This is a genomic window from Macrococcoides goetzii (assembly GCF_002742385.2).
In the GTDB taxonomy this organism is placed as follows: Bacteria; Bacillota; Bacilli; order Staphylococcales; family Staphylococcaceae; genus Macrococcoides; species Macrococcoides goetzii.
The window spans coordinates 1-25,387 of the sequence record NZ_MJBI02000009.1; the positions used below are offsets into that span (position 1 = coordinate 1).

The 25,387-nt window shown below is 34.6% G+C and carries 21 protein-coding genes and 1 pseudogene; 6 read left to right on the forward strand and 16 right to left on the reverse strand.

Annotated features, from left to right (window positions below; translation table 11 throughout):
• Nucleotides 1–207 precede the first annotated feature (207 nt).
• On the reverse strand, nucleotides 208–1,194 hold the full coding sequence (locus BFS35_RS12005; protein WP_099576919.1) for an LPXTG cell wall anchor domain-containing protein: 987 nt from the start codon (nucleotides 1,192–1,194) through the stop codon (nucleotides 208–210).
• Nucleotides 1,195–1,413: 219 nt separating this feature from the next.
• Here BFS35_RS12005 and BFS35_RS12010 point away from each other — a divergent pair, with 219 nt between their 5' ends.
• Nucleotides 1,414–2,265 (forward strand): VOC family protein, encoded by an 852-nt coding sequence (locus BFS35_RS12010; RefSeq protein WP_099576917.1) that lies wholly within the window; start codon nucleotides 1,414–1,416, stop codon nucleotides 2,263–2,265.
• 24 nt (nucleotides 2,266–2,289) lie between these two features.
• Nucleotides 2,290–2,913, forward strand: a complete 624-nt coding sequence (locus BFS35_RS12015; protein WP_099576915.1) for a nitroreductase family protein — start codon at nucleotides 2,290–2,292, stop codon at nucleotides 2,911–2,913.
• A gap of 57 nt (nucleotides 2,914–2,970) precedes the next feature.
• Here the strand turns inward: BFS35_RS12015 and BFS35_RS12020 are convergent, their stop codons facing one another.
• The 4 genes from BFS35_RS12020 to BFS35_RS12035 all read right to left on the reverse strand — a co-directional run bounded on the left by BFS35_RS12020 (nucleotide 2,971) and on the right by BFS35_RS12035 (nucleotide 7,439).
• Nucleotides 2,971–3,822: a MurR/RpiR family transcriptional regulator gene (locus BFS35_RS12020; RefSeq protein ID WP_099576913.1), complete on the reverse strand. Its 852-nt coding sequence runs from the start codon at nucleotides 3,820–3,822 to the stop codon at nucleotides 2,971–2,973.
• A 164-nt stretch (nucleotides 3,823–3,986) separates the two neighbouring features.
• Nucleotides 3,987–4,937 (reverse strand): carbohydrate kinase family protein, encoded by a 951-nt coding sequence (locus tag BFS35_RS12025; RefSeq protein ID WP_099576911.1) that lies wholly within the window; start codon nucleotides 4,935–4,937, stop codon nucleotides 3,987–3,989.
• Nucleotides 4,934–6,418, reverse strand: a complete 1,485-nt coding sequence (locus BFS35_RS12030; RefSeq protein WP_099576909.1) for a glycoside hydrolase family 32 protein — start codon at nucleotides 6,416–6,418, stop codon at nucleotides 4,934–4,936. The genes BFS35_RS12025 and BFS35_RS12030 overlap by 4 nt, the downstream gene beginning before the upstream one ends.
• Before the next feature lie 46 nt (nucleotides 6,419–6,464).
• Nucleotides 6,465–7,439: a LacI family DNA-binding transcriptional regulator gene (locus BFS35_RS12035; RefSeq protein ID WP_099576907.1), complete on the reverse strand. Its 975-nt coding sequence runs from the start codon at nucleotides 7,437–7,439 to the stop codon at nucleotides 6,465–6,467.
• 98 nt (nucleotides 7,440–7,537) lie between these two features.
• On the opposite strand from BFS35_RS12035, the gene BFS35_RS12040 reads away from it, so the two are divergent.
• The gene (locus BFS35_RS12040) at nucleotides 7,538–8,431 is read left to right on the forward strand and encodes a nuclease-related domain-containing protein (protein WP_099576905.1); all 894 of its coding nucleotides are present in this window, start codon (nucleotides 7,538–7,540) and stop codon (nucleotides 8,429–8,431) included.
• A gap of 257 nt (nucleotides 8,432–8,688) precedes the next feature.
• Here BFS35_RS12040 and tatC read toward each other — a convergent pair whose 3' ends face one another.
• From tatC to BFS35_RS12055, 3 genes are all read right to left on the reverse strand, one after another.
• Complete coding sequence (tatC, locus tag BFS35_RS12045; protein WP_099576903.1) at nucleotides 8,689–9,444, reverse strand: twin-arginine translocase subunit TatC; 756 nt, start codon at nucleotides 9,442–9,444, stop codon at nucleotides 8,689–8,691.
• A 61-nt stretch (nucleotides 9,445–9,505) separates the two neighbouring features.
• Nucleotides 9,506–9,700 carry a twin-arginine translocase TatA/TatE family subunit gene (gene tatA, locus BFS35_RS12050; RefSeq protein WP_099576901.1) on the reverse strand — a complete coding sequence of 65 codons (195 nt, stop codon included), beginning with the start codon at nucleotides 9,698–9,700 and terminating at the stop codon, nucleotides 9,506–9,508.
• A gap of 12 nt (nucleotides 9,701–9,712) precedes the next feature.
• Nucleotides 9,713–10,345: a redox-sensing transcriptional repressor Rex gene (locus tag BFS35_RS12055; protein WP_099576899.1), complete on the reverse strand. Its 633-nt coding sequence runs from the start codon at nucleotides 10,343–10,345 to the stop codon at nucleotides 9,713–9,715.
• Nucleotides 10,346–10,501: 156 nt separating this feature from the next.
• Between BFS35_RS12055 and BFS35_RS12060 the strand changes: the two genes are divergently transcribed.
• The 3 genes from BFS35_RS12060 to BFS35_RS12070 all read left to right on the forward strand — a co-directional run bounded on the left by BFS35_RS12060 (nucleotide 10,502) and on the right by BFS35_RS12070 (nucleotide 13,425).
• On the forward strand, nucleotides 10,502–12,418 hold the full coding sequence (locus BFS35_RS12060) for an ABC-F family ATP-binding cassette domain-containing protein (RefSeq protein ID WP_099576897.1): 1,917 nt from the start codon (nucleotides 10,502–10,504) through the stop codon (nucleotides 12,416–12,418).
• Between the two features lie 588 nt (nucleotides 12,419–13,006).
• On the forward strand, nucleotides 13,007–13,252 hold the full coding sequence (locus tag BFS35_RS12065; RefSeq protein WP_099576896.1) for a hypothetical protein: 246 nt from the start codon (nucleotides 13,007–13,009) through the stop codon (nucleotides 13,250–13,252).
• Nucleotides 13,252–13,425, forward strand: a complete 174-nt coding sequence (locus BFS35_RS12070; protein WP_099576894.1) for a DNA-binding protein — start codon at nucleotides 13,252–13,254, stop codon at nucleotides 13,423–13,425. The genes BFS35_RS12065 and BFS35_RS12070 overlap by 1 nt, the downstream gene beginning before the upstream one ends.
• Before the next feature lie 773 nt (nucleotides 13,426–14,198).
• Here the strand turns inward: BFS35_RS12070 and BFS35_RS14070 are convergent.
• The 8 genes and pseudogenes from BFS35_RS14070 to BFS35_RS12105 all read right to left on the reverse strand — a co-directional run.
• Nucleotides 14,199–15,080 (reverse strand): annotated as a pseudogene (locus BFS35_RS14070) (peptidoglycan recognition protein family protein); the annotation flags it as partial.
• The gene (locus tag BFS35_RS12080; RefSeq protein WP_099576890.1) at nucleotides 15,073–15,414 is read right to left on the reverse strand and encodes a phage holin; all 342 of its coding nucleotides are present in this window, start codon (nucleotides 15,412–15,414) and stop codon (nucleotides 15,073–15,075) included. The gene BFS35_RS12080 and the pseudogene BFS35_RS14070, both read right to left, overlap by 8 nt.
• 21 nt (nucleotides 15,415–15,435) lie before the next feature.
• Nucleotides 15,436–15,876: a hypothetical protein gene (locus tag BFS35_RS12085; RefSeq protein WP_099576888.1), complete on the reverse strand. Its 441-nt coding sequence runs from the start codon at nucleotides 15,874–15,876 to the stop codon at nucleotides 15,436–15,438.
• A complete protein-coding gene (locus tag BFS35_RS12090) occupies nucleotides 15,876–16,166 on the reverse strand; it encodes a hypothetical protein (protein ID WP_099576886.1) in 291 nt (96 codons plus the stop codon). Before BFS35_RS12090 ends, BFS35_RS12085 begins: the two co-directional genes overlap by 1 nt.
• 77 nt (nucleotides 16,167–16,243) lie before the next feature.
• On the reverse strand, nucleotides 16,244–20,029 hold the full coding sequence (locus tag BFS35_RS12095) for a BppU family phage baseplate upper protein (protein WP_099576884.1): 3,786 nt from the start codon (nucleotides 20,027–20,029) through the stop codon (nucleotides 16,244–16,246).
• A 29-nt stretch (nucleotides 20,030–20,058) separates the two neighbouring features.
• Nucleotides 20,059–20,217, reverse strand: coding sequence for a hypothetical protein (locus BFS35_RS13820; RefSeq protein WP_158554316.1), 159 nt, complete (start codon nucleotides 20,215–20,217; stop codon nucleotides 20,059–20,061).
• 183 nt (nucleotides 20,218–20,400) lie between these two features.
• Nucleotides 20,401–23,886 (reverse strand): phage tail spike protein, encoded by a 3,486-nt coding sequence (locus BFS35_RS12100; protein WP_099576882.1) that lies wholly within the window; start codon nucleotides 23,884–23,886, stop codon nucleotides 20,401–20,403.
• 15 nt (nucleotides 23,887–23,901) lie between these two features.
• Entirely contained in the window at nucleotides 23,902–25,380 is a 1,479-nt protein-coding gene (locus BFS35_RS12105) for a phage distal tail protein (RefSeq protein WP_099576880.1), read from the reverse strand.
• Between the last annotated feature and the right edge of the window lie 7 nt (nucleotides 25,381–25,387).

Genomic DNA, 25,387 nt, shown 5'->3' on the forward strand with positions numbered 1-25,387 from the left:
CTAATAAAAAGAGTTTCTTTTGGTTACAGAAATTATAATAATTTAAAAAATAGAGTTTTATTATGTTCAAGATTATATTTACCTGAATCAAAAAAAGAGTTAAGCAACATAAAGTTGTCGCTTAATCTCTAATTAGAGCATCAGTCCTATTTGACATAGAACCGTAAAAATACGCTTAGGCTATAAGCTTAAGCGTATTTTTTGTAATTATTTCTTTCTCACTAAAACTGAACCTGCTAGTAGAAGTGCTGCGATATATCCAAATAATGAAGTTACTTCACCTGTTTCAGGTAGGGCTTTTAATTGTTCTTTATCTGTTGAAGTCTGTCTCTCTTTGTCTGAATCTTTTTGTTTATCTTTAGTCGATTTTGTCTGTTTTGAAGTATTCGCTTTAGTTGAAGCCTTCTTCTCTTTCTTATCTGTTGCATCTGCAGCTTCTGTCTGTGTTGCATCATCTATATCTTTAGACTTTTCAATCTTTGTCGTCACAAGTTCTCCAACATGTTTGTCTAGTGCTATATAGTATGCTTCTCCTTTAGCAGGCATGAATTTACCGGGTTTATCTGTGTGCTCTTGCTTGTCTTCATCTTTATTTCCATCGACAGGTGGCTTTGGTGCTGGTGGTACTGGTGTATCATACCCGCCTCCTGTACTCGGTATCCCTGGATTTGATGGTGTCACTGGTGTTGGGGGCTGAGTTCCAATATTATCATCCGTTGGAATATTCGGTCTTTCAGTTGTCACCGGCTCTGTTGGTTTTGTAACAGGAGCTGGAGCTGGTACAGGTTGCTCAGTAGTCGGCCTTTCAGTCGTAACTGGTGGCTTTACACTTGGTTTGACAGTCTGATTATTCGTAGCAGGCTTTGTTGAAGTGCTCGTTGCATTAACTGGTTCTTTTGCCGGCTTTTCAGTTACTTTATGATTCGTTTCATTCGTTTGAGATGTAACAATCGTCTTTTCAGTAGACTTTTTCTCAGTTGTCGGTGTTTCAGTCGTTCTTGCTTCTGTAGTAGGACGCTCTATAGTTGGTGTATCATTAGTAGATTGATTCATTTCAGTTGATACGATTTCAACAGTACTTGCTGGTTTATGTGTGATTTCATTAGCTTCTGCTGAGTTAATGTCTAATGCATTTAGACTTAACGTTAGAGCAGCTGTCGTTATAGCAAACGAATGTAGCTTTAGTTTACGCATTATACATTCCTCCAAATTTCCAATTACGTTCATTATAAAGCACATATTTATTATTTTCTATTAAGTGAGCGTATTGTTACATATATTTAACATAGTATATATAACTGCAATAAATTTATAAAAGTTGATATAATAACATTAAAACATTTTTAATTTATAATATGATGTGATATATTAATTATATCGTATATACAAAATATACTTAGGAGTCTTTAAACTATGGAAGCAAAATATTTTTCGAACGACACGCATATCGGTGCAATCCATTTAAATGTAAATTTTATGGAGAACAGTTTAGTATTCTACAACGAAATTTTAGGATTGAATGTTTTAGAGTCAACAGATCAACATGCAGTACTCGGCACTAGAAACCGTCCTTTAATTTATCTGTACCAGACGAATAAAAAAAGAGTAAAATCAGCAGGATTATTTCACTTTGCATTACTAGTACCATCTCGTGAAGCATTAGGTAATATCTTTTTCCATCTCATCAAAACGGGTTATCCGCTTTCTGGAGCAAGTAATCATGATGTATCTGAAGCGATCTATCTACAAGATCCAGAAGGTAATGGAATTGAAATTTATCGTGATGTGCCATCTTCAAAATGGGAATTTGAAGAAAACGGCAATATCGTGATGGGTACAACTGAAATGGATTTTAGCGGTGTACTTGCTGCGAACAACAACCAGCCTTTTAAAGGTTTACATCCTGATACAATTATGGGACATATGCATCTATCTGTCATCGATCTCGATAATAGTATTGCTTTCTATGAGGATTTCTTCGGTATGGATGTTATGACTAAATACGGGAATAGTGCTGCATTTCTATCAGCAGCTGGATATCATCATCATCTCGGCTTAAATACGTGGGATAAAGCGACTGAACAACCTGAACAAGATGCACCGGGTATACGCCGTTTTGATATTCAGATGCCAAATGATGAAGATGTTGCCTATTTCAAAAAGTTATTGAACGAAAAAGGATTAACAATGCATAAAGACGGGAATTCTGAAGTTATAAAAGATCCAAATGGTATAGGAATCAGATTAATGATACGTCGTAATTAATTTAAAATAAAAGGAGAAATGACAATGAGTTTATTTAAAAAAGATTTAGCAAAAAGTTTTGAAGAGGCAATCGAAAACAGACGTTCAATTTATCACATCGAACCAAAATCACCAATTTCTGACGAAGAAATCGAAAAAATTATTTCTGACACAGTAAAACATGTACCATCAGCGTTCAACTCACAAAGTACACGTGTTGTTCTTTTATTAAATGATCAACATAAAAAATTATGGGATATCACTAAAGACAGCTTAAAAGAATTAATGGGTCCAGACCGTGATTTCAGTGAAACTGAACAAAAAATCAATAGCTTTAAAGCTGGTTACGGTACTGTATTATATTACATCGATACAAAAGTAACTGAAGGATTACAAGAAAAATTCGCAGCTTATGCTCCGAAATTCCCTGTATGGGCACAACAATCAAATGCAATGCACCAATTTGCAATCTGGACAGCGTTTGCCAATAAAGGATTAGGTGCATCATTACAACATTATGATGGCGTAATCGATGAAAAAGTAGCAAGTGAATTCGATATTCCTGCAACTTGGGAACTTGTTGCGCAAATGCCGTTCGGTTCAGTTGGTTCAGAAGCTGGTCCAAAAGACTTCCAACCTGTAGAAAACCGCTTTATCGTAAAAAAATAATAAGCATTAAAAAAGGTCATTGAAATATTATTTCAATGACCTTTTTTATACTTAAAATTACTGTGCGTCCTGAATATCTTCACGTGCATTGTTAACGTTTGTTAAACTTTTAATTACTGCTTCACTTTGGATTGAACCAATTCTTAAGTATACCGCATCAATAATAGCCAGTTGCACAATTCGAACCGTCATCGTTCCAACTTTAATTTCATTTTCTTCTTTTGCCATAGCAAGGGCAATATCAGCCATGCGTAAAGCAGGTGACGGTACTTTTTGAGTAAGTAGGATAATCGTAATCCTCTGTTTCTTTGCATACTTAATTACTTCAATAATTTCTTTACTTCTACCTGATGAAGTTATTGCAAATAATACATCACCCGGTTCAAAGTTTCCAAGCATTGAGACCGCAGTAAAAGAATCATTTGCAAGATGTGCAAGTTTATCAATTTGCGCAAGTTTAAGTCTGAAATCTTCTCCTACGACTTGTGCTATTCCTACTCCAAATATCATCATACGCTTCGCTTTAATGATTGCTTGTGCTGCATCATCGATTAATTTTGGTGATAATATCTTTTCTGTATTGTATAAAGCTTGAATTGAATTATTGAATACTTTTTCCTTTAACACTTCAACTGAATCTGTAAATTCTATCTTAGAAGGTTTTTTTTCAGTATCAATTGTATGTAATTCTCTTGCAAGTTCTACTTTTACAACTTTGATTCCAGAGAGTCCTAGGCGCTTGCTGAATCGTACGATGGCAGCTTCACTCGTTCCTGCCAATTTTGCTATCTCTTTAATTGGTAAATTCACAACTTTTACAGGTTGATCTATCATCAAATCTGCAATTCGTTTCTCAACCGGTGTGAATGTGTCGTACATTTGTGTAATCTGGCCTAAAACGGAATACATAGCTAATAACCTCCAAACTTTTCATTAAAAATAAGACAATATTACAAAATATTAATTTGAAATTAATACTTATATATATTATATACTATATGTTCGGAATAATTTAAATAAATATTTTAATTTTTGATGAAAAATAATGCTTTTTATTAAAAAAAACTACAATTTTAGGAAAATCGTAGTTTTAAGTCATTTATATTTGGTAAACTTTCGATGGCACCTTTGCCTGTTGTTGTGTATGCCCCTACTTGATTGGCAAATGCTAAAATATCGTAAGCATTTTCTTTTAGATAGCTAATTTGTTGTGTTTTATTTAACAATTGATAGATTACAGCACCAATAAAAGCATCTCCTGCGCCAGTCGTATCTTCAACAGTAACAACTTCTCCTGGTGCGTGAACAGTATGATCTTTAAAATATACCGTTGCGCCTTTTGGACCTTCTGTATAGATGACCGCTTCTGTATGACCAATAAACAGACTTTGAATCGCTTCGTTAACATCTTTGATACCTGTAATAAATTCCAGCTCTTCATCTGAAATTTTCAAAATATGTGCTTTCGGCATGAAAGTCTGAACCGTTTCTTTTAACAATGCTTTATCCGGCCACAGTGGAAATCTTAAATTCGGATCAAAGATGACTAAGCCACCTGCTTCATGGAACTTATCTATCAAAGCGATATGTGTGTCTTTCATCGGTGAAGGAATCAAATCAACTGAAGAGAAATGCATAATGTCTTCCGGTTGTATTTGTTCCGGCAAATTTTCTGCTGTTCTTAACATATCAGCTGAAGGATTTCGGTAAAATGAAAAATCACGTTCACCTTCGAGCGTTAAGCTTACAAATGCAAGTGCAGTATTTGCTTCGTTAGAGCGTGTAATATAAGATGTGTTAACCCCTGTATCTTCCAATGTATCGATGATTAAATCTCCGAATGCATCAACACCCAGTTGTGAAATTAAATAAGACTTTCCACCTAACTTAGCGACACTTGCTGCAACGTTTGCAGGAGCTCCTCCTACTTTCGTTTCAAAAGATTTAACCTCTTTTAATTTCACGCCTTTTGTCTGAGGAATAAAGTCAATCAATGCTTCACCGATTGCAAATAATGCACTCATTCGTTTGCCTCCTTAAGGTCATATTTTGTAAATTTAAAGTACACCTGACCTGATTCAGTCGATGTGCGAATACCTTTAGCATCTTGAGATGTAAAGATACGTGTCGTCATCACTTTCTCTCCGTCATTGATAAAGATTTCTATAGACGAAGTATCAACGAATATTTGTAATTGCTTTAAATCTTCATCTAATACAACTGAACGGCTATATCCATCAACACCTTCTGGTAATTGCCCACTATCAAATCTATCTAGCGTGATGCGTTTTTCTGCTTTATTATATGTAATCATCGTGCTTTCTTTTTTAGATACACGTAACTCTATATAAAATTCTGTCGAATCATTGTCAAGCACATCGACGATCAATTCATAGTGCGTCCCTTCATAAGGATGAAGTTTTACATTCTTTTTCGTAGCATAACCTTCTGCTGTTTCTACATTGCCACGTAATGTTCTAAGTGACTTCACCGGACGTTGACGTAACTTGTTATTCTCTATCGTTAACTCGCGTGGAATCGTTAAACAGTGTGCCCATCCTTCTTTATCGGTTGGATAGCCAGTATCAGGTAATCCCATCCATCCAATTAATACTCTGTTGCCATCTTTGTCGAGTGTTGTTTGAGGTGCATAGAAATCAAATCCGTGGTCCAGTTCTGTAAATTCACCGTGTGTCATCTCGAATGTCTCTTTATCAAGTTGACCGAGCACATAGCCAGACTGATAAATGTTCCAGAACTGATCTTCATATTTATCAATGCCTTGCGGACAGAATAATAATACATCCGTATTATTCAATTCAAAATAATCCGGACACTCCCACATATATCCGAAGTCTGTATAGTCCGTTTTTAACTCAGAGATAAATGTCCAGTGCTTTAAATCAATAGATTGATAAACAACGACTGTACCAGTCTCATCTGTTCTTTGTGCGCCAATCACGGCATAGTAGTATCCATTTTCAAACCATACTTTCGGATCACGGAAATGGTCTGTATAGCCAGTTTGTGGACCACTGATAATCGGTGTTTCATCTTTTGTAATCGTGCCGTCTTTATGCATCGTTGCAATCATCTGATAAGGAATGCGCTCCCATGCATCTGTACGATGATTGCCCGTATAGATTAGTTTCAGCGTATCATCTACAACTAGTCCAGAGCCCGAATAAGCACCATGACTATCAAACTGAGTATCCGGACGTAGTGCAATTCCTGCATTTTTAAAAGTTGCAAGATCATCACTTACGGTATGATACCAGTACTTCAAACCATGTACCGGTCCTAACGGAAACCATTGATAGAATAAATGATACTGACCGTTAAAATAAGCAAATCCATTCGGGTCGTTCAGTAATCCCGTTGGTGGCTGAATATGGAATAACTGTCTATGAGATGATTGTTTCGTCTGTTCTATTAATTTTAAATATTCGTCTTCTGGTAATGATTCTAATCTTTGATATCGTTCTTCTCGTGTCCATTCAATCATATTTATACTCCTTTTTGGTACCGGTTCCATTCTATTTAGTGTCATTTTATGCTTGTACTGCTTTTTTGTCAACGCTTTCTTTTTCATTTAATTCAAACGACATTTCCTGAAGTAACGGCACCTCTTTTTCGTCAATTAAATCCAGTATGGATTTAGCGGCTAACTCGCCTGTTTCAAAATATGGAAATTTAATCGTCGTGATCATCGGTGTCACAATAGATGTCGTTTCATAACCGCCAAATCCAGTGATCGATAGTTGCTCAGGTACTCTTACTTTTTGTTGTTGCGCTGCTTTCAATACGCCGAGTGCAATATTATCTGTCGCACAAATAAGTGCATCATATTTTTCTACTAACTGCTTTGCAGCTTCTGTTGCGTCTTGAAGTTTAAAGGTCGTTTCATATAATGGGATGGTTTGCCCAAACCCTTTGATTACACCTTGTTTTCTTTTTTGGCCAACTGCGATATCCGTTTCAGGTACGCCTAGATAGGCGATATTTTGATATTTGAGATTTTTAAAATACTTACCGATCTTTATGCCTGCTGCGTAATCATTTTGAATAATTGAATGAATATGTGCATCTTGCTGACCGATAAGCAGAAAAGGTTTATCTAAAGATTCGATGTGTTCAATATGTTCCTCTGTTAAAGTCGTAGCCAGCAGAATGATGCCATCAACTTTACTCGTATGAAAAGTCTTGATTGCATTTAACTCTAAATCAATAGATAAATCTGTATTAGCAATTAAAGTTTGATAGTTTTGACTACGTAGCGTCGTTTCTATACCAAGTAAAGTTTCATTAGAAGCATATGAGTTTAAACGAGGTACGATAACACCTATCATGTTCGTGCGCTTCGCTTTTAAACTTTGCGCAAACTGGTTAGGCTTGAAACCCGTTTCCTTCACGATTTTATCAATTTTCTGTCTTGTCTTATCGCTCACTGAACCACCGTTTAAATATCTTGAGACGGTGCTTTTTGAAACGCCAGCGAGATTTGCAATATCTAATATATTATTCATGCTGCCACCCCTTACATATTGACTTTATTTTAGCATGTTTTAGAAATTCGTGATATAAAGAGAGTGTATTGATCATTGAATATCTAACAGGAGACTATATGATTATCAAAACAAGACAACCTTCCTCTTCATTGCTTCAGTTACACCACCTCAAAGGACGCAGTAATCTCGATTTATCATATTATGAATTAGAATTAAAAGGCTATTACGGCGAGCAACTGCTTGATCGTATTATTAGTCGTGTAGATTTCGGAAATGCATTAGTCATTCAGGATTTAAGATTGTTAGATGGTAAGACTGAACGACAGTTCGATACAATCGTTATCGTGAATCAAAGTGCATATATATTAGACGCGAAATACTATACGAGGAATTCTCGTTATCAAGATGGCAAATTCTATCACGGATATAAAGAGATTGAAAAGCCTGATTTACAGATCAGCAGATCTGAAACTTTTTTAAGGAATTATATATGGAAGCAATTCGGCGTTAACTTTACAGTAGTGGGTTTTTTTGTATTTGTAAATAATAATGTGACGTTTAAAAATGACGGCAAACATCCACGTTTGTTACACGCAAACGAATTACAGTCATCATTTCATGAATTAAAGATGCATCCTGTTATGGAAGTTGACTATGATATTGCAGAATTGCTTGTGAAAGCACATCGATCAGAATCAATCCATAGTGTTGAACTGGATATTACAGAAGCTGTGTTTTTTAAAGGTCTGAAATGTCCGAAATGTGCTGTTGTGCAAGACGTAGAATTTTCTAATCTGATAAAGATGCCATGCTGTCATGAAATTTATAGTTTTAATGATGTGATGCACTATGCACTGAAAGAATATTGTGCAATTCATAAAGTGGGCAGTGTGAAAGTTGGTAAATTTACGAAATTTGTTACGGGAAGTTCGGTGCGGAACTACAAAATTGAGCGGTTTATCAGGAAAAATTTAAAACGTACAGATAAAGAGGGTATATATCAAATTTGAGTTGGATATTAATGGATATAGATGCACACTTCTAGTTCATTGTGGGCACTTGTTTGAAGTTTTTTCCTGTTCGTGCACACTTCTGATTCCATGTGGGCATTTGTTTGAAGTTTTTTCCTGTTCGTGCACACTTCTAGTTTCATGTGGGCATTTGTTTGAAGTTTTTTCCTGTTCGTGCACACTTCTAGTTTCATGTGGGCATTTGTTTGTAATTTTTCCACTAAATATCAAAAAAAACTAACCACTCTCTAGAGTGGTTAGTCCATTAGTTCTTCTTCAATTAAACGTTGTTCACCTTTTAAAAATTGACGATACCCAATCTTACTAATTTGTATGCTCACTTCGTATAACAACAACATTGGGAATGAGAACATCAAATATGAAATTAAATCCGGCGGTGAGATCAATGCAGTAATCACAAATAAAGCAAAATACGCGTATTTTCGATTTTTCTTTAGGAACATCGGTGTAACAATACCTAGTCGTGTTAGGAATAACAACAGTATCGGTAACTGGAATAAGAATCCAAATGGAATCGTAAATCTCAGCATTTCGTTGAAATACTCCCTGACACCAATCATCTGATTAACCCCCATCTCACTCGCAAGTCCAATCGTGAACTGAATCAAATAAGGAAATACATAAAAATAACTAAAACTGAGTCCTGCTAGAAATAAAATTAAACTGATTGGAATGTATGATAATGTTGCACGACGTTCTTTTGGATGTAATCCCGGAGAGATAAATGCCCATAACTGATATAAAATGACTGGCGATATAATGATCAGTGCAATAATCATAATCACTGTAATATAAATCGTTAACGGGTCACTCACTTTGAAATAATGCAGTTCAATACCTTTAGGTACATCATCTTTTGTTAAGAATTTCGTAACAGGTTTACCAAAGTAAAATCCTACTGCCGTCCCAGCTACTAAACAATAGAGCACGACCATAATGCGCTTACGTAACTCGTCCAAATGCTCAACAACGGTTAAATCATCTTTATTCATCTAAGGAATGAACCTCCTCATAAAAAAACGGCAAACACTGTCGCCGTTTTGAATTTCTAAATTATTTTACGTCTTTATCATTTTTATCATGGTCTTTCATAATACCATCTGTAGCATCTTTAAATTCTTTTAAAGATGTACCCATTGCACGACCGAATTCTGGTAATTTCTTAGGTCCGAAAATAATTAACGCAATGACTCCTAAGAAAATAGCAATTGCAGGTGATATCATACCAACTGTATTAACAAATAACATCTATTTTACCCCCTAATGATTTTTCATAAAGAATATTAGCGACTGTAATTCAACACCTAAATCGATGTGATGCACGTGCACCCCATTAGGCACTGTTAAACGTTCTGGTGTAAAGTTTAATATACCTTTTATTTCTGCTTTTGTCACTCTATTTGCCACGTCTTGTGCAACCGCACCTGGTACTGTTAATATTACAACTTGAATGCCTGTTTCTTCAACAATTTTTTCGAAATCCTTCATATCTTCGACAGTAATCTTACCAATCGTCTTTCCGATAGAAGATGAGCTTGTATCAAAGGCTGCTGTAATCTTCATGCGATCATTGATTGAGAAGTTATAATTAACCAGTGCAGTTCCCAGATTCCCTACTCCGATAATCGCAACTTTTGTAATCATGTCCTGCTGCAAAGTTGTCTTAAAAAAGTTTAATAAAAAGTTAACGTTGTAGCCATATCCTTTTTTTCCTAGCTCACCAAAATAAGAAAAATCTCTTCGTATTGTTGCCGAATCAATTTGTAAGCCTTCACTTAGCTCCTTACTACTGACTCTTTCCACATTTGAATTATATAACGTATTCACAAAACGATAATATAAAGGAAGTCTCTTTAGTGTGGCTTTAGGAATCTTTATTTCGTCCTTTGACACCCTACTCACCTGTTTCAAGTAAATTTGTGATAGATTTCACATCACTTTTGATTATAACACTTAACATATTAATTGACTATGTGAAATTTCACAAAACTGATTAAAATATTCCCACCTCATCGTCCTTCATGTACAATGAAAGTGAGGTGAAATAACTTGATATTATTACAAGCAAGCAATTTAACTAAATCGTACTCAGGTGAAAATATATTTTCGAATGTGAAATTCGAAGTTAAATCTAACGACCGTATCGCTATTGTCGGAAGAAATGGTGCTGGTAAAACCACTTTAATGAAGATTCTAGCTGGCACTGAAGATTACGATACTGGTAATCTTTCAATGGCTAAAAATATCAGACTCGGCTATCTTACTCAGCAAATGACTTTGAATGCAGAAGGAACCGTCTACGAAGCGATGAAAAAACCGTTCCTTCATCTGGAAAAAATGCAGCAGGAATTAGACAAAATTGCTTTGTATTTAAGCGAAGAAAGTCATAATGCGCACACGGATGCATATCAGGAAAAATTAACGAGTTATGAGAAATTACAGCAACAATTTGAAGCTCAGGATGGATATCTTTACGAAACTAAGATTAAAACAGTGCTCACGGGTCTCAACTTCAAACCCGAAGACTTTGACCAGAAAATCGATACTTTTTCAGGTGGACAAAAGACACGTCTTGCTCTAGCTGAAATGCTACTTCATAATCCTGACTTACTACTTCTCGATGAGCCTACTAACCATCTCGACATGGATACAACTGCCTGGCTCGAAAATTATTTAACGACGTATGATGGTGCCATCGTAATTATCTCACACGACCGTTACTTTTTAGATAAAGTGGTAAACACAGTATACGATGTTGCATTAGGTCAAGTTCAGAAATATGTCGGTAACTATTCAAAATTCATTGAACAACGTGATCAATTTTACGAAAAGATGCAGGCACAGTATGAACGACAACAGGCTGAGATTAAACGTTTGGAAACCTTTGTCCAAAAAAATATTACACGTGCATCAACGAGTGGTATGGCGAAATCACGTCGTAAAGTACTTGAAAAGATGACAAAGATTGATATTCCGAAACAAGACGATCATTCTATGAATTTAAGATTTAATATTCAGAAGGAAACAGGAAATGATGTGTTACGTATCGATGACCTTGCTATCGGCTATGATACACCACTTGCTGAACATTTAAATTTAGATATAAAAAAACAGGATGCTGTTGCATTTATCGGACCAAACGGAATCGGTAAGACAACACTTATTAAAACCATCGCCAAACAGTTAACTGCACTACACGGTGATATTAAATATGGTGCTAATCTTTCTATCGGCTATTACGATCAAAAGCAAGCTGAATTTTCTTCAAATAATACTGTACTAGAAGAATTATGGCAGTACTATCCAACGATGCCTGAAAAAGATATTCGTACAGTACTTGGCCGTTTCCTCTTCGTCCAGGATGATGTGAAAAAGATTATCAATGATTTATCAGGAGGAGAAAAAGCGAGATTACAACTTGCAAAGCTTAGTCTTGAAGAAAACAATGTATTAATTCTTGATGAGCCGACTAACCACCTGGATATTGATGCAAAAGAAGTACTTGAAGACGCACTTATCCATTATCCCGGCACCTTGTTATTTGTTAGCCATGATCGTTATTTCATCAATAAAATAGCAACAAAGATATTCCAGATGACAGATAAGGGTGGAAAGCTGTTCCTCGGCGACTATTCATATTTCATCGAAAAAGAAGAAGAACGATTAGCCCACGAAAGCTTAATCGAACAGGAGTCAAAGCAAATTACTAAAGAAACGACCAACGATGACTTTAAAGCGAACCAAAAGGAAAGACGTAAACTAGAGCGACAATTAGAAAGTACGGAAAAAGATATTCAGCACCTGGAAAGTCAAATTAGTAGTATAGAGGAACAACTTACGCAACCAGAAGTATTTAACAACCATGAAAAATCTCATGCTTTAAATGAAGAACTCATTACATTAAATCAAACACTCGAACAAAAAGTCGAACAGTGGACAGAATTAGAATTAGCATTAGAAAATTAACCGGCAAAGCCGGTTTTTTTGTACACAAAGTTATACACAATAAAAATCCTTTTATTACACTAATCCACAGAGTTATCCTAGTTATCCACAGAAAATGTGTATGATATTATGATTAATTTCGTGTAATACTCCCTATTGACAATAAGTTATACACATTTTGTGCACAACTTGTGTACAAGTACATGTGTTCGATGATTATTTTTTATTGTATTTTCAAAACATTGATATGTCAATGTTTTTGGGGGGATGTATCAATTACATGAAATTATCAATATCATCCGTTTTATCGGTTATTGTCGGTAATAATCGACTAAACTGTCGGAAGATTGTCGGAACGTGCTATTAAAATCAAATAAACATACCATACTATGTGGATAAACTGTCGGAAGTCTAGGGAGACTTGGAAGTGCATAATAATATAGTTCCGACATTCGTCTTAATCACCGAAATATTAATAATTCGGTTTTTTAGCCATAAAATGAAACTTTATAAATATCTTATGGATAGGTGTTGACGTACTTAAACATATCGAGTAATATATAGACATAAGATAATAACAAATTAAAAACAAAAAGGAGATTGATTGAGATGACTATTTTATGGACTGGTAAAACTACTGATATGAAAAAGGTTTATAATGCTGAAGGAGAAACTTATAAAGAGGTTTATGAAAATATCGTAGATAAATATGGTTATGATGTATTTGATGAAGATGTAATGGCTGCCTTTGAATTGATCGAAGTTAAGGAAGATGATGACTACTATAATTTAATTTCTGATAGCAAATCTGAATACTATTATAGCGTGTTTGAATTTGAAGAAGATGAAGAATAATGAGAAAAGAAATACAGTCACTATTAGATAGTAATATCTCAGCTAATCAAATCGAACGCGACACTAAAGTTAGTAAAGCAGTAATTAGTAAGTTACGTAATAAACAACGTAATTTAGATGATATAACATTAAAAACTGCTGAAACGCTTTATGAGTACTATATAAATAAATAGCCATAAAAAATAACCCTACCTATCAAATGATAAGTAGGGTTATTTTTTGTGGTCTAAATACTTATTTATTTAAAGTTCGGTCTAACTATAGCAATCAATCCAAAGAAATTACACGTTCTAATTGTACATGGCATAGTTCCAGAACCATCATAGTTTTGTTCGATTATTGTCATGCCATTTTCACCAGCTTCAAGGCACATTGCTACATGACCTGCAATACTTCCGTAAATTTGATAATAAAAAATAAGCATATCCCCTTTTTGAGGTTTACGCTTACCGTCATAAATGATTATTTCAGATTCATTTTGAAGTACCGCTCTGTTATCAATGTGAATATTTTTAGCATACATCCCACTCAATGAATGGTTGAATAATGAATGCCAATACGCATTTGCAGCGTCATAACATTGTAGTTTAAAGCGATTGTCCCAGTCTATATACTTATCTTTCATACTCCATAAATAATTGACCGCTTCTTCTTGAGTTAATCGTGCAATCTTTTTATTTGTGTTAACTTTAACAGGCGCTTTCTTTTTTGCAGTTACTTTTGGTTTAGTTTCTGATGGTTTTGCAACTTTTAATAATTGTTTAGGGAATATTGTGTCAGACTTAAGATTGTTCCATTTCTTTAAATCTGAAACGCTTACTTTGTGTTGTTCTGCAATTTTAAATAAATAGTCACCAGGCTTAACTGTGTAGATATCATTATTTTTATTAGTAGATTTTTTTTTAGTTGTTGCTTTCTTTTTCATGGATATAAAGGTTTTTGTTTTCTTTATAGTATCTTTATGCACCCATCCATTATTTTTATTGCTGTACGTTCTGCACCATGTATTTCCTTGTGCATCTTTAATTTCTTGGAATATATAAACTTCTATCCCTTTTTTAACAATGCCTATTTCTTCGCCAAAAGAAAAATCATTTAATGTAGATCCTTTTCTCTTTCTTAATGAAGCATCATATTTAATTGTACCTTTGTAATAAGCTTTAGATGACATACTTAATATTGATTTTGCTTTTTTAGGATTAGCAGTTATAACTTTTTCAGGTTTTGGTGCTACCTTTTTAACAGGTGCATCACCTTTCATGTATTTAATGATTAAATCATCAATAATCTTCATATCACTTCTCTTATAGCCACAAGCTTCTAATAAATTACCTGGATCTTGTTTATCTGATTGTATGTTTTGGTGTCCTGGTAAATGTGTTTTAGGGTTTAACGTCCACGAATTACAAAGTGCAGCCATTATTCGACATCCGTTATCAAGGGATTTTAAGCTACGGGATTGAGAAGAAAAATATGAAAATTCAATTCCGAACGCTATATCGTTTGCATCATCACCATAATGAAAATTATCTTGAGTGGTATTATAAAGAACATGCCACGCTTTTTCTGTTACAGGAATACAAATGATACATTCAACATCATCCACAAAAATGTGTGCCGAAGCTACTTGGTTCCATGAAATATTATAAGTGTTCTTAAAATAATTCACGTTAGCTTGTGCAGAAGTATCTTTGTTTCCTGTATCATGAATCACTGCAAATTTAGGAACACCACTATCTAGCCTTTGCCCTGTACGTCTTGTTCCAATAGGTAAAAAATCGGTGTACACTGGTACACCGTTCCACACACCAATTTTCTTTTTAGTCAACACGTCCACCACCTAAACCTTCATTTGGGTTATCTGAGTTATCGACATTGATTTCAGATTCTTCTTGAACAACTTTAGGTCCCTTGAAGTCTACTTCACCTTGATCTAACTGTTTTTTAAACTCTTGAGCTTTCTGAGCATTTTCAGTGTGATTATTGTTGTACCAGTAAGCTAAACAACTCGAAAACACTAACCACAGTAACATCACAAATTCTTCTACATCTTCCTCCACAAAAGGTAATGGAGATTTATCAAACATTACTAATGCAGCGTTGATTAATGCCAGTGTTAAATTAACTAATCTTGCTAATGTATATCCATCTATTTTTTTCATATAAAACCCTCCATAAAAAGACTAGCGACGTAATGAATCACAGTCGTCTAGTCCATTCTTTTCTTTTATTTTTCGTGCTTTTTCTTCTTCAGTAATGTCTATTAATTTCAATAAATCCGTGAATAGCCATATTGATACTAAACTTAGTACACCAAATGCGATATTTGGATAGTTAATTAAGAAAGATGCATTGATGAATAAGTAATAAATCATACCAATAACATGAACGATTGTTATCAGTCCATATTTCCTAGTGAATAGATTAGCTAAATATAGTAGCGACACACCTAAACTTATCCATGCTAAATTATTCTGTGTACCTACCATACCGATGTAAGTATCATAAATGTCACCTGATTTTCCGTTCGTCGAAGTAAAAAGTTCTGGCTCAACAGATAACGTAAACCAAACATACAAACTGAACATCATTACAAATATTTCGTTATATTTCGGACTTCGCATTAAACCACCCCCAATTTATTCAGAATGTACATCACAACTGCGCCGACACCTGTAGTGAGTGCAGTTTTTTTTATAGTTTTACTTAACTCTTTATTACTGTCTATGACAGCTTTTGCATCTCCAAGCTCTTCTTTTAATTCTCTGAATTCTTCTTCGACTTTATTGATTCTATCTTCATTACTCTTACTTCGCTCTTGCAAATTGTCGATACTTGTATCAATGTAATTGAGTATCGCTATCCACGCTTCAGTGCCGAGATTATCAACTCGATCAATAAACCTTTTTATCACACGCACATCACCTCTTTATTTATTTCTATTTATAATAAAAACCCCTAACTAATTAAAGTTAGAGGTTGGGTATTTTTTTAACTACTCCATGTCGCCGTACTTGTAGCACCTGGATTTAACCAGATTTTATATGTCGTAGCTGAGTCTTTACCACCATTTGCTCTATGGAACACAAATGATGAAGTTGCTTCGCCATAAGTGACACCATTGAAGTCATAACCAAATTTACCGTCACTTCCAGTTGTAAATGTTATATCCACTACTCGAGGATTTGGCCAGATGTAATTTGCATCTGTTGTCGAAATCATAGTTACTAAATCTGAAGCATTTGCAATTGTATCTGTAGCCTTAACTCGAATAGTATACTGTTTATTCGGTTCTAAAGTGAATATTCCGTATTTGCTTGTGCCTGCTTTAGCAGCAAAAGTAATAGTATCACCGCTTCCTGACATGTCTAAAGCTTGAGCCTCATTGTTTGATACAGTGAACACTGGGTTGACAACTAACTTACTGCCACTTCCACCTAATTGAGGAATTGTCTTGTTGGTATAATCAAATGATGTTGTCGGCCATAAGTTTCCACCCGTACCTGTTTGGACTGCTTGGACAGTTACTGTCGTTGCATTAGAAATATTATTAGCAGCATCTTTAGTAGTTACGTTGATACTCATTCCGGCAGTTAATGTTACTGCACCTGGTTTCGTAACTGTCCAGTTACCACTACTATTTGTTGTAGCAGTAGTTGCGTTACCACCATTGAATAATACTGTGATCGTACTGTTAGCTTCTGCCGTACCTGTGATAGTCGTAGAATCTGTGTAAACAGTATTAACTGTCGGTGGATTAGGTGCTGTAGTGTCATCAGGCGGTATCGGTGTAGTTCCGTTGCCTAACATATATTCCATAGCTCTTGTATAGTCATAGACGTCCATCGCTTCATTCGAGATGACTGCTGTTTTATACTTCTTAGTACCAGATGCAAAATCGAATTTATTTGATGTCAATCTTAAATTTTCAAAATTCGACTGTGTATCTCCGTTTCCTAAATCGAGTGTAATGTTCGTTGATTTTCTGTTGATCATAACAACGTCCTTCATGTTAGCGTTCCAGATAATCAATTTATTGACAACACTGTCTGATGGATAGTTCATTACAACATTTAAGAAGTTGAAACGTCTAATCGTTCTCAAAGTGAATAATACGTTATCCATAACTAATCCAGTAAATGAAATGTTATGAAGTCCATATTGTCCCGTTGGAATTTCATTGTAAGTCGTATTACCGTTAGTATTTACCCACGGTTCAACGTTAGCCCAGCGTCCACCTACAACTTCACTCCATACATTAGCCGGTTGACCTGTTATAACTCCAGTTGATTCAGAAACATATCCAGCACCATAAAATACTACTCGCGACAATTTACCATCTGCTAATTTACCGTCAATATCACAGTCGATAAATTTACAGTTTTGTAAGGATGCTTGAATTAATAGGTGGTCTCCTGTACGACCTTTTGGTGGTCTGACTGTTGCTCTTTGAATAATAACGTTACGTGTCAATAATGTTGAAGTACATGCGATTTGTGTGCCCGAATTATATCTGATGCGTGCATTCTCGATAACAAAGTTACCATTCCAATCTTCAACCTTATAAGTTGGTGGCGTATTGTTATCAGTCGAAATTGGACTATGATGCGGTTCAAAGTCGAAACCGGCCGCAGGGCTTGAACTGATATACATTCCATCTGCATTCTTGTTCATTCCGTTATATTCAGAAATAAAGTTAGTGATATGACCATTACACGCACCTAACCCAGAAATACCAAGACGTCCATTACCATTCGTCGTAACGTTTGTAATGCTAACGTTAGATGATTGTGTCGCTTCCATTTTTGCATAATCAGCATAAAAAGCTACTGCAATGCCATCTACAACCTGGTTAATAGATGAAACATTTCTGAAAGCTATATTTGTTGAACCACCTAATACAATACCGTGGCCACGTCCTTCTGCTAAAGGAAGATTATCCGCTGACCATTTAGCGTTCTCGCCCTCTTTAGAAGTGAATCCAGTCTGAAATTTAAGTTTGTAATTTTCGCCATCAATATAAAGATTATCCCCTATAACTGATTGAACCTTTTCAAAATTAAATAATGTAATCGGCTCTTCTTTTGCATAATGCCACCCACCACTAGTGAATGCTTTAGTTTTAGTAAATCCATTCATAGGCATATTAATAAATAATGCACCATTTGTGATTAGGTGGACCATGCGACCTTCCCACACCATATGTGTAGGTGAACCTGATGCATAACTACCCTCAATGTTTGCGATAGTCACGTATCTATCAACACGATATTTTGCACGTTGTCCATTATACTGTCCGTCAAATTCAAGTTTTACTTCAGGATTTAATTTGTTGAATGCAATCATATCTTTGAAAGCTTGATAATTATCAGTTACACCGTCACCAACAAATCCGAATTTAGCATTCACATTAACTTTATTTTTGTCATCTACAACAGTCGTTCCATCACTTCCAGCACTGCCAATCTTTGCGTAGTACGTATCTGCCTGTGCTTTTGTAAGTTTACCGTCTAATATTGATTGTAAGTTCGTTATATTTGAAATAGCGTGTGAATGTGTAGATAATGCAAACTTTGATTCATCTATCGCAATTTTAGTCCAGGATGTCCAAACGTTATTATTCATGGTACGTGTCCATGCTTCATTTGTAGAATAAGATAGGATTGTCATTTTTCTGTACGTCTTATCTTGTCTTACATCGTATTTTAACCATAATGCTAAAGTTGGAGCGCCTGCTGGTACGTTCATTGCTGTAGTGATGTAATATGTTCCAGATTTCGTGATTTTAGCATCAATATTATTTAAATCAACTGTAGATGTAATTGGTACAGTTCCATCATCAGCATATAACTTGTAGTTTTGACCCGTTGCGATTTTAATATATGTCGAGTCGTGATTATGAGTTGATAACGCTTTGCCGTCAAGGGTAACTTGTAAATTAGAAATATCACCAATAGTATGCGTGTGTACCTTAGATGCATAAGTTGTACTAGCATCTGATGACTTTAGATAAGACGATAAATCAACTGTTCCACCTGATTGTGCTGTAGCAATCTTATCGTCTATTTCAGACTTAGTGTAAGTGCCTATATCTGTCGCACTGTGCGTATGAGTAACTTTAGAATATAATCCATCACCATCATTTTGTGTTAAGTATTCATCATGAGTATGTGTGATTGGTGCGTATTTAGTATCTAAAGTGGAAGTCTTATCATAACCAGTTAAATCAGTTGTTCCATTTACTACTTCGTCTTTTAAAGCGTATTTTATATCTGATTCAGATTTAGTGTAATAGTTTGTAAGATCAACATTATTTACTTGCATGTCTTCAATTACTGTCCTAGCAATATTTTCGATTGATGCTATTTCTTGAGGTGTAGTGAGGACTTCTTTATCAATTAAAGATAATTTTATTCTGAATGAGAATTGTACTGTAGCATTTCTCTTTGTACCACTATCAATATACAATTCACCTTCAGCTTGACCAGCATGTAAAAGTACATCTTGAGGTATTACAACTTCAACTATACCTTTTTCAGGATCTACTATGTTTGAAGATAAAGTGAAAAGTGATCTATCAGCAGTTCTAATTGCTACTGTAGTACTAATACCTTGCATAGCTGAAAAATCAAATTCTTCACCATTTTCTCGCACTTGAAAACGTATAATTGCTGTTTCTTTATCTTGCGAATAGAATGTACGTTTAGTAGCAGTATCGACTATATTATTATCTTTAATAATATCAACGGTTAAGTCTTGAATCTTATCAATACTCATATAATTTCCTCCAGAAAAAAAGGACCAGCTTATGCTAATCCCCTAAGTTTATTTAATTCATTTTGTAATAATAATGATTTTTCTTCTAATGCAATAATGTATTTCTGTTGTGCTTCAATAATTTGTTTTGGATCATCTACAAAAATAAAAGGTGTTTCGTCATATTTTTTAGTTAAATGATCTGTCACAACATCATTTTCTTCAACTTGTACTTCATCATCAAAAATAGCAAGTTTTAAAAAACAACCACCAATAATATATGGATCTCCATTATAAGGTGTGAATTTGTAGTCAAAACTACCATCACCATTATCTTTTTTTGTGAAATGATTTAACTCATAGCTTTATTTTCTTCATTATACAGAACTGCTTTATACAACATAAGTCACCTCCACTTTTAATGTCGGTTTCATTGCCATATACTCATAAACACTTGAACTATCAGTATTTACTGCGAATCCTTTCCATGATGATTTATTTATCATTGAGCCAAAAATAGATGTAACATCAACCCACTTACTTTCACCCATCTCTAACATAATCGCTTTAGAGTCAGTAGCATTACTTGTTGCAGGAGTCGTACTTGGTTTTGAAGCATAAGTATGCATTCGCAGAGTAGCTTTCCTACTACCGATATCCCCTTGCATATTAGTTGATGATCGACCAATATAAACTCTAACTTTTTTGATAGTTTTTCCAACGAATCGGTCAAATTGATTACCAAAGAACCAAAACCCCATTCGTTCGCCATAAGGATTCCATGTACCCTGAATAGGATAACCTTTCATAAACGTACCATTCCATCCCAAATTATTATAATTCTTATAATAATGTCCTGCTGAATTACTGGTAAGTGTTACTGTCTTAATTGTAGGTGGTGGTGCAACTGGTGTTGTGGATGTAGTTGTCATATTCGTTATCGAACCACTAATAAATGAACCAGCAAATGCATTAGTTGCAGTAGTCGATTTAATTTTCACATTACTTGCTTCTACTTGCGAAGCATAGGCAGCAACGATTCCAAAATCATTTGAATATATATCTACATCTCTTAAATAGGCATTAGATCCACTTTGACAAGTCATTCCGCGAGAAACGTTTGTTGCTTCTCCACCACGCCATTCAAAATAACTATTTCGTGATACAACTACTGCTTGTTCACCACCGCCAGTACCATTTACATTTACGTTTACAGCATTAACACTTGCGCCATTTACATTTATACCACTCGTGCCACTTTCGGTTTCTATAAATATGTTTTGTATATAGTTATCTATAGTGTTACCAGCAAACCTAAAAGCGACAGAGTTCCTAATCTGTCCTACAGATGGTGAGCCTGTTGAAGCTACTCCTGCAAAAGTTATTTTACCTTTACCCATGAAACCCTTAACTTCTACTACTTCTGCGCTGTCTAACGTTCTTAAATATATTGTACATTCACCGTTATATACAATAGGGATTTCTTGTAATGCTCGTTCAACCGTTGCGAATGCAGTATCTAAAGTTAAACCATCATTTTCATTATCTCCAATGTTAGAAACATAGAAAGTCATGTTTTCAGATGATTGAGTAACAATATCATTATTTACTATCTTTTCTACTCTTAAAGTACCAATTGAAAGTTCAGATGCTGCAGCTTGTTCAGTATCAAGCCCAAAGAATACTTCATTAGCAGCATTTTTAATTTCAATTCTACCTGTTTTATCTTCTCCACCAATTTTCAAATCCGATACACGTACCAGACCATCTTGCATGTATACATCTCCAACAAGTTGAATTTTATCTGATTTTACTAGATAACTTCCAGGAATTAAGGAAACACTTGATATAATACCATCTTCTCCACTTGTCATAGTGATACCGTCAGCTAATAATTGTAATGCTGATACCGCTTCAGTTAGTGTTTTCATAGTCGTATTCAACTTACTATCAGAAACTTCTAAATCAATTTGACTACTCATTTGTTCCAATGATGAACGTTGATTTTGTAAGTCCGTTACTATTCCTTGCTGGTCAGCACTATATTTGGTTGTTGTTACATATTGACCAGCCAAATTTTCTTGTACCTTATTACTAATATCAGTTACTTGCTGATCAGTAATACCAACTGCACCTGTTAAGGTGTTTGTTGCTTCATCATATGTTAATCCAGTAGATGAAGCTATTTCACTAAATATCTGTTTTACTTTCTCATCTGTATATTGTGATTGAAGCAATGCCAATCTATCTTGAATTGATTTCTGCGCTAATTGTAATTGTTTAGCTAATTCATTAACAGATGTATAGTAATTAATTACTGCGGTTTGAATAGGCAATATATTTAAGTTTGTTGCAGCATCTTCAGTGATTAAACCAAATTCACTAGTTGCAGCATTATACTTTGCTTGTGCATCTAAATAAGCTTGAGTAAGTGCATCTTTTATTGATTGGTCAGTTAAATATTGGTCATTTAATACTTTGTTGTATTGTTCATTTAATAAGTTATTTTGTTCTAACGTTACATTGTATCTAAGTTGTAATTCTCTATATAATATTTGCGCTCTTGATAATGTGCCGATGTCTTCAGGGTTTTCAGTCGTGCTATTAACCCATTCTCCATCTTGATATTCTCTTAATACTGCATTGTTAGGATTTGATGTGTCATACCAAAGTTGTCCTGTTACTGGTGTATCTGGTGGTGTTGCACCTGTGGTAATTGTTTCTTCAATTTTTGTATCAACTGTAACAACGACTTTCTCCATAATCTGATCAATGTTTAGAATATCGTCTTTCATCATTTGTTGTAACATCGCTAATCTTTCAGTAAAGTATCTTCTTAAATCGCTTTCTAAATACTCTTTAGGTGTACCAAAAGTGTATTTACGTTCATCTGAAATTAAATCATGTGCAATACCTGTTACTTCCGCTTCTGCATATAATGGTGGTGTGAAATCTCTGTCTTTTATACGTGCAATATCACCAAATCGTGTCACTTCATGAGGAGAATGTTTTCTAATATCAAGTGCATCAACTTCATATGATACATTTACCTTACTTATCTTACTTAGATGTGTTTTAGCTAATGATGTAAGTCTTGCACTTGTCATTGTTGCATCTTCTGATTCTGGCTCATATATACCCCAGATATAACGTTTATCAATGCCAAATTGTGACTGTGCATTATCATCTGTAACTTCAATTCTTAACCTACTACCATCTTCTTTTTCTGGTCCTAATGCGATTACTGCTGTTACAACTTCTGTAGCATCTGATATTCTTTTAAGACTTAATAAATCCTTGCCCTTTTTGATTTCTTTACCTTTAAAAAGTGCTTTTTTCTTATATAGATGCACTAATCTTCTGTTTATACCTTTATCATTCATTTCATAGGTGAAATCAATTTCCACATCAAATGCAGTACAGATTTGTTTGAGTAATTCATATGGTGTTCTTTCAGCATCCCATGATATTGTTTTTACACCAGACCAATCAACATTTCCTAATTCCCAGCCTGTGCCACGTAAAACGTTGTATACCATTTCCTTTAAGGTCATCTTTTCAAGAGTACCCTTTGCAATACTTCTAGCTTTTGCAATATCTATAAAATACGATGCAGTAGCTTCAATTACTGAATATCCGTTGTTCTCTTTTTCGCATCGTTCAATAACAAATTCTCTATATGCTTCAGTTTCATCTTGAATTAATAATCTTCTATACTCTTGCATGTGTTCTGAAGCTTTAGTAGATATAACTAATGTAAGTATTTCTGATTCAGTACCCTCATCATTTTTTCTTTCATAATTCGCACTTAAAATTGCATCATTTCCCTTTCCAAAGAAATCAATAACATTTCCTTCAAAATCAATTACATGTATCAAATATTCATCACCTCCCTATAAGAATCTATTAACCCAAGTAACCGTTGTATCAAAATAACCTTGAGGCAATACGAATAATTCAGTTATCCCTTTATCAACATAAAAGTAATCACTACCAAAAGCTTTATGTTGTAATGCTGGTTCATTGTCAATAGTTACAAATTCCTGATTCATATCTATGTAAACAACTTCGCCTGCTTTAACAATGTAAGGTATTTCGTTGCCTGCTAAATGTTCTTGGAATTTAATTTCGTTTATCCTTGCTTGTTGTACTTCAAAATGTGTATGTCTGGATATTTGAAATCCAACTTGTGCAATAGGTTTAGAATAAATTGCACCACGATCACTATAAACTTTATTCATTCTTGATGTGATTTTCCTTTTACCTCTACTGTCTGTATAGTAATGCCAAGTTTTAAATGTCCACATGTTATTTTTCCTTGAAACACTTAAATATATATAATGATCATCGAATGCATAATTACCTGCACTATCATATATTTCATAACGTTCTCCAAATTCATTATAGATACCAAACCAAGCCCTGATATTATTTTTACTACCTGTTGCATCATATAATCCAAAAGTACAAACAACGTTGTTCATTTCATCATACAAATGTGTCATCACTTTGCCGACACTTGATTTTCCTTTTTCTTGATCAAAAACTTTCATATCAGCAGTTACTGTAAAGTCATTGACTGTATGAGGTAAAGAACGTCTTAATGCAGGTCCGTACCACCCCTTGTTATCTCTTGTTCCAAAGCTTTTTGCACCTATAGAATAACCATTCGATTCTGCTACACCGTTTGCCAATGCTGAGCCCTCATTGTTTGAGATAATTTTCCCTTGTGTTTCATATTGCCAACCACTCAATGTATTACCTGTTGATTTAACTAAAATTGGGTTTAAATCTTTTGTTTCATTATTAGCACTTTCTGGTTCGCCTACTTGAAAATAATCCTCGTCTGCTCTCGTAATCATAAACATTGTTGAATCTTTAATTGCAGTTGCTTCAATAATCGGATATGTCTTTGCAGTACCATCATTCTTAACTGCTATTTGATCTTGATAAGCTGGCGATGTATATTCTGTATCTGAATACTTATAAGGATCTAATAATATGACCTTTACTGAAAATTCGATAAATCCATCTTTAGTCATATCTATTTCAAATGGACCATCGAACATTGCATACCAATACCAGTTCTTACTTGATAACTTAAGCTTTACCGGTTTGTCATAATCAAATAACCTTACTAATTCATTTAATATCTCATCATGATTTTTCTCTCCATGAATAGAGTCATTTAATGCATATAAAGGTAAATCAAATTCATAATGATTTAACTCTCTGTTCTTTAAAACTCCACCGTCTCTACCAGGTATTTTTTCAACTTCTGTAGCAAAATTAAAAGAGGGTATTTTAAACCCTCTTTGTACTATCAGCCACGGAAGTTTTTTATTATTAATAATTACTGTAGTATTATCTATTTTAAAA

Bases quoted from the DNA above. Each gene is read 5' to 3' on its own strand.
- BFS35_RS12085 (WP_099576888.1), bottom strand. From the start codon at position 15,876: ATGCGAAGTCCGAAATATAACGAAATATTTGTAATGATGTTCAGTTTG.
- BFS35_RS12080 (WP_099576890.1), bottom strand. From the start codon at position 15,414: ATGAAAAAAATAGATGGATATACATTAGCAAGATTAGTTAATTTAACA.
- BFS35_RS12005 (WP_099576919.1), bottom strand. From the start codon at position 1,194: ATGCGTAAACTAAAGCTACATTCGTTTGCTATAACGACAGCTGCTCTA.
- BFS35_RS12095 (WP_099576884.1), bottom strand. From the start codon at position 20,029: ATGAGTATTGATAAGATTCAAGACTTAACCGTTGATATTATTAAAGAT.
- BFS35_RS12025 (WP_099576911.1), bottom strand. From the start codon at position 4,937: ATGAGTGCATTATTTGCAATCGGTGAAGCATTGATTGACTTTATTCCT.
- BFS35_RS12020 (WP_099576913.1), bottom strand. From the start codon at position 3,822: ATGTATTCCGTTTTAGGCCAGATTACACAAATGTACGACACATTCACA.
- BFS35_RS12040 (WP_099576905.1), top strand. From the start codon at position 7,538: ATGATTATCAAAACAAGACAACCTTCCTCTTCATTGCTTCAGTTACAC.
- BFS35_RS12010 (WP_099576917.1), top strand. From the start codon at position 1,414: ATGGAAGCAAAATATTTTTCGAACGACACGCATATCGGTGCAATCCAT.
- BFS35_RS12035 (WP_099576907.1), bottom strand. From the start codon at position 7,439: ATGAATAATATATTAGATATTGCAAATCTCGCTGGCGTTTCAAAAAGC.
- BFS35_RS12065 (WP_099576896.1), top strand. From the start codon at position 13,007: ATGACTATTTTATGGACTGGTAAAACTACTGATATGAAAAAGGTTTAT.
- tatA (WP_099576901.1), bottom strand. From the start codon at position 9,700: ATGTTATTTGTTAATACAGTTGGTATGATATCACCTGCAATTGCTATT.
- BFS35_RS12030 (WP_099576909.1), bottom strand. From the start codon at position 6,418: ATGATTGAATGGACACGAGAAGAACGATATCAAAGATTAGAATCATTA.
- tatC (WP_099576903.1), bottom strand. From the start codon at position 9,444: ATGAATAAAGATGATTTAACCGTTGTTGAGCATTTGGACGAGTTACGT.
- BFS35_RS12015 (WP_099576915.1), top strand. From the start codon at position 2,290: ATGAGTTTATTTAAAAAAGATTTAGCAAAAAGTTTTGAAGAGGCAATC.
- BFS35_RS12070 (WP_099576894.1), top strand. From the start codon at position 13,252: ATGAGAAAAGAAATACAGTCACTATTAGATAGTAATATCTCAGCTAAT.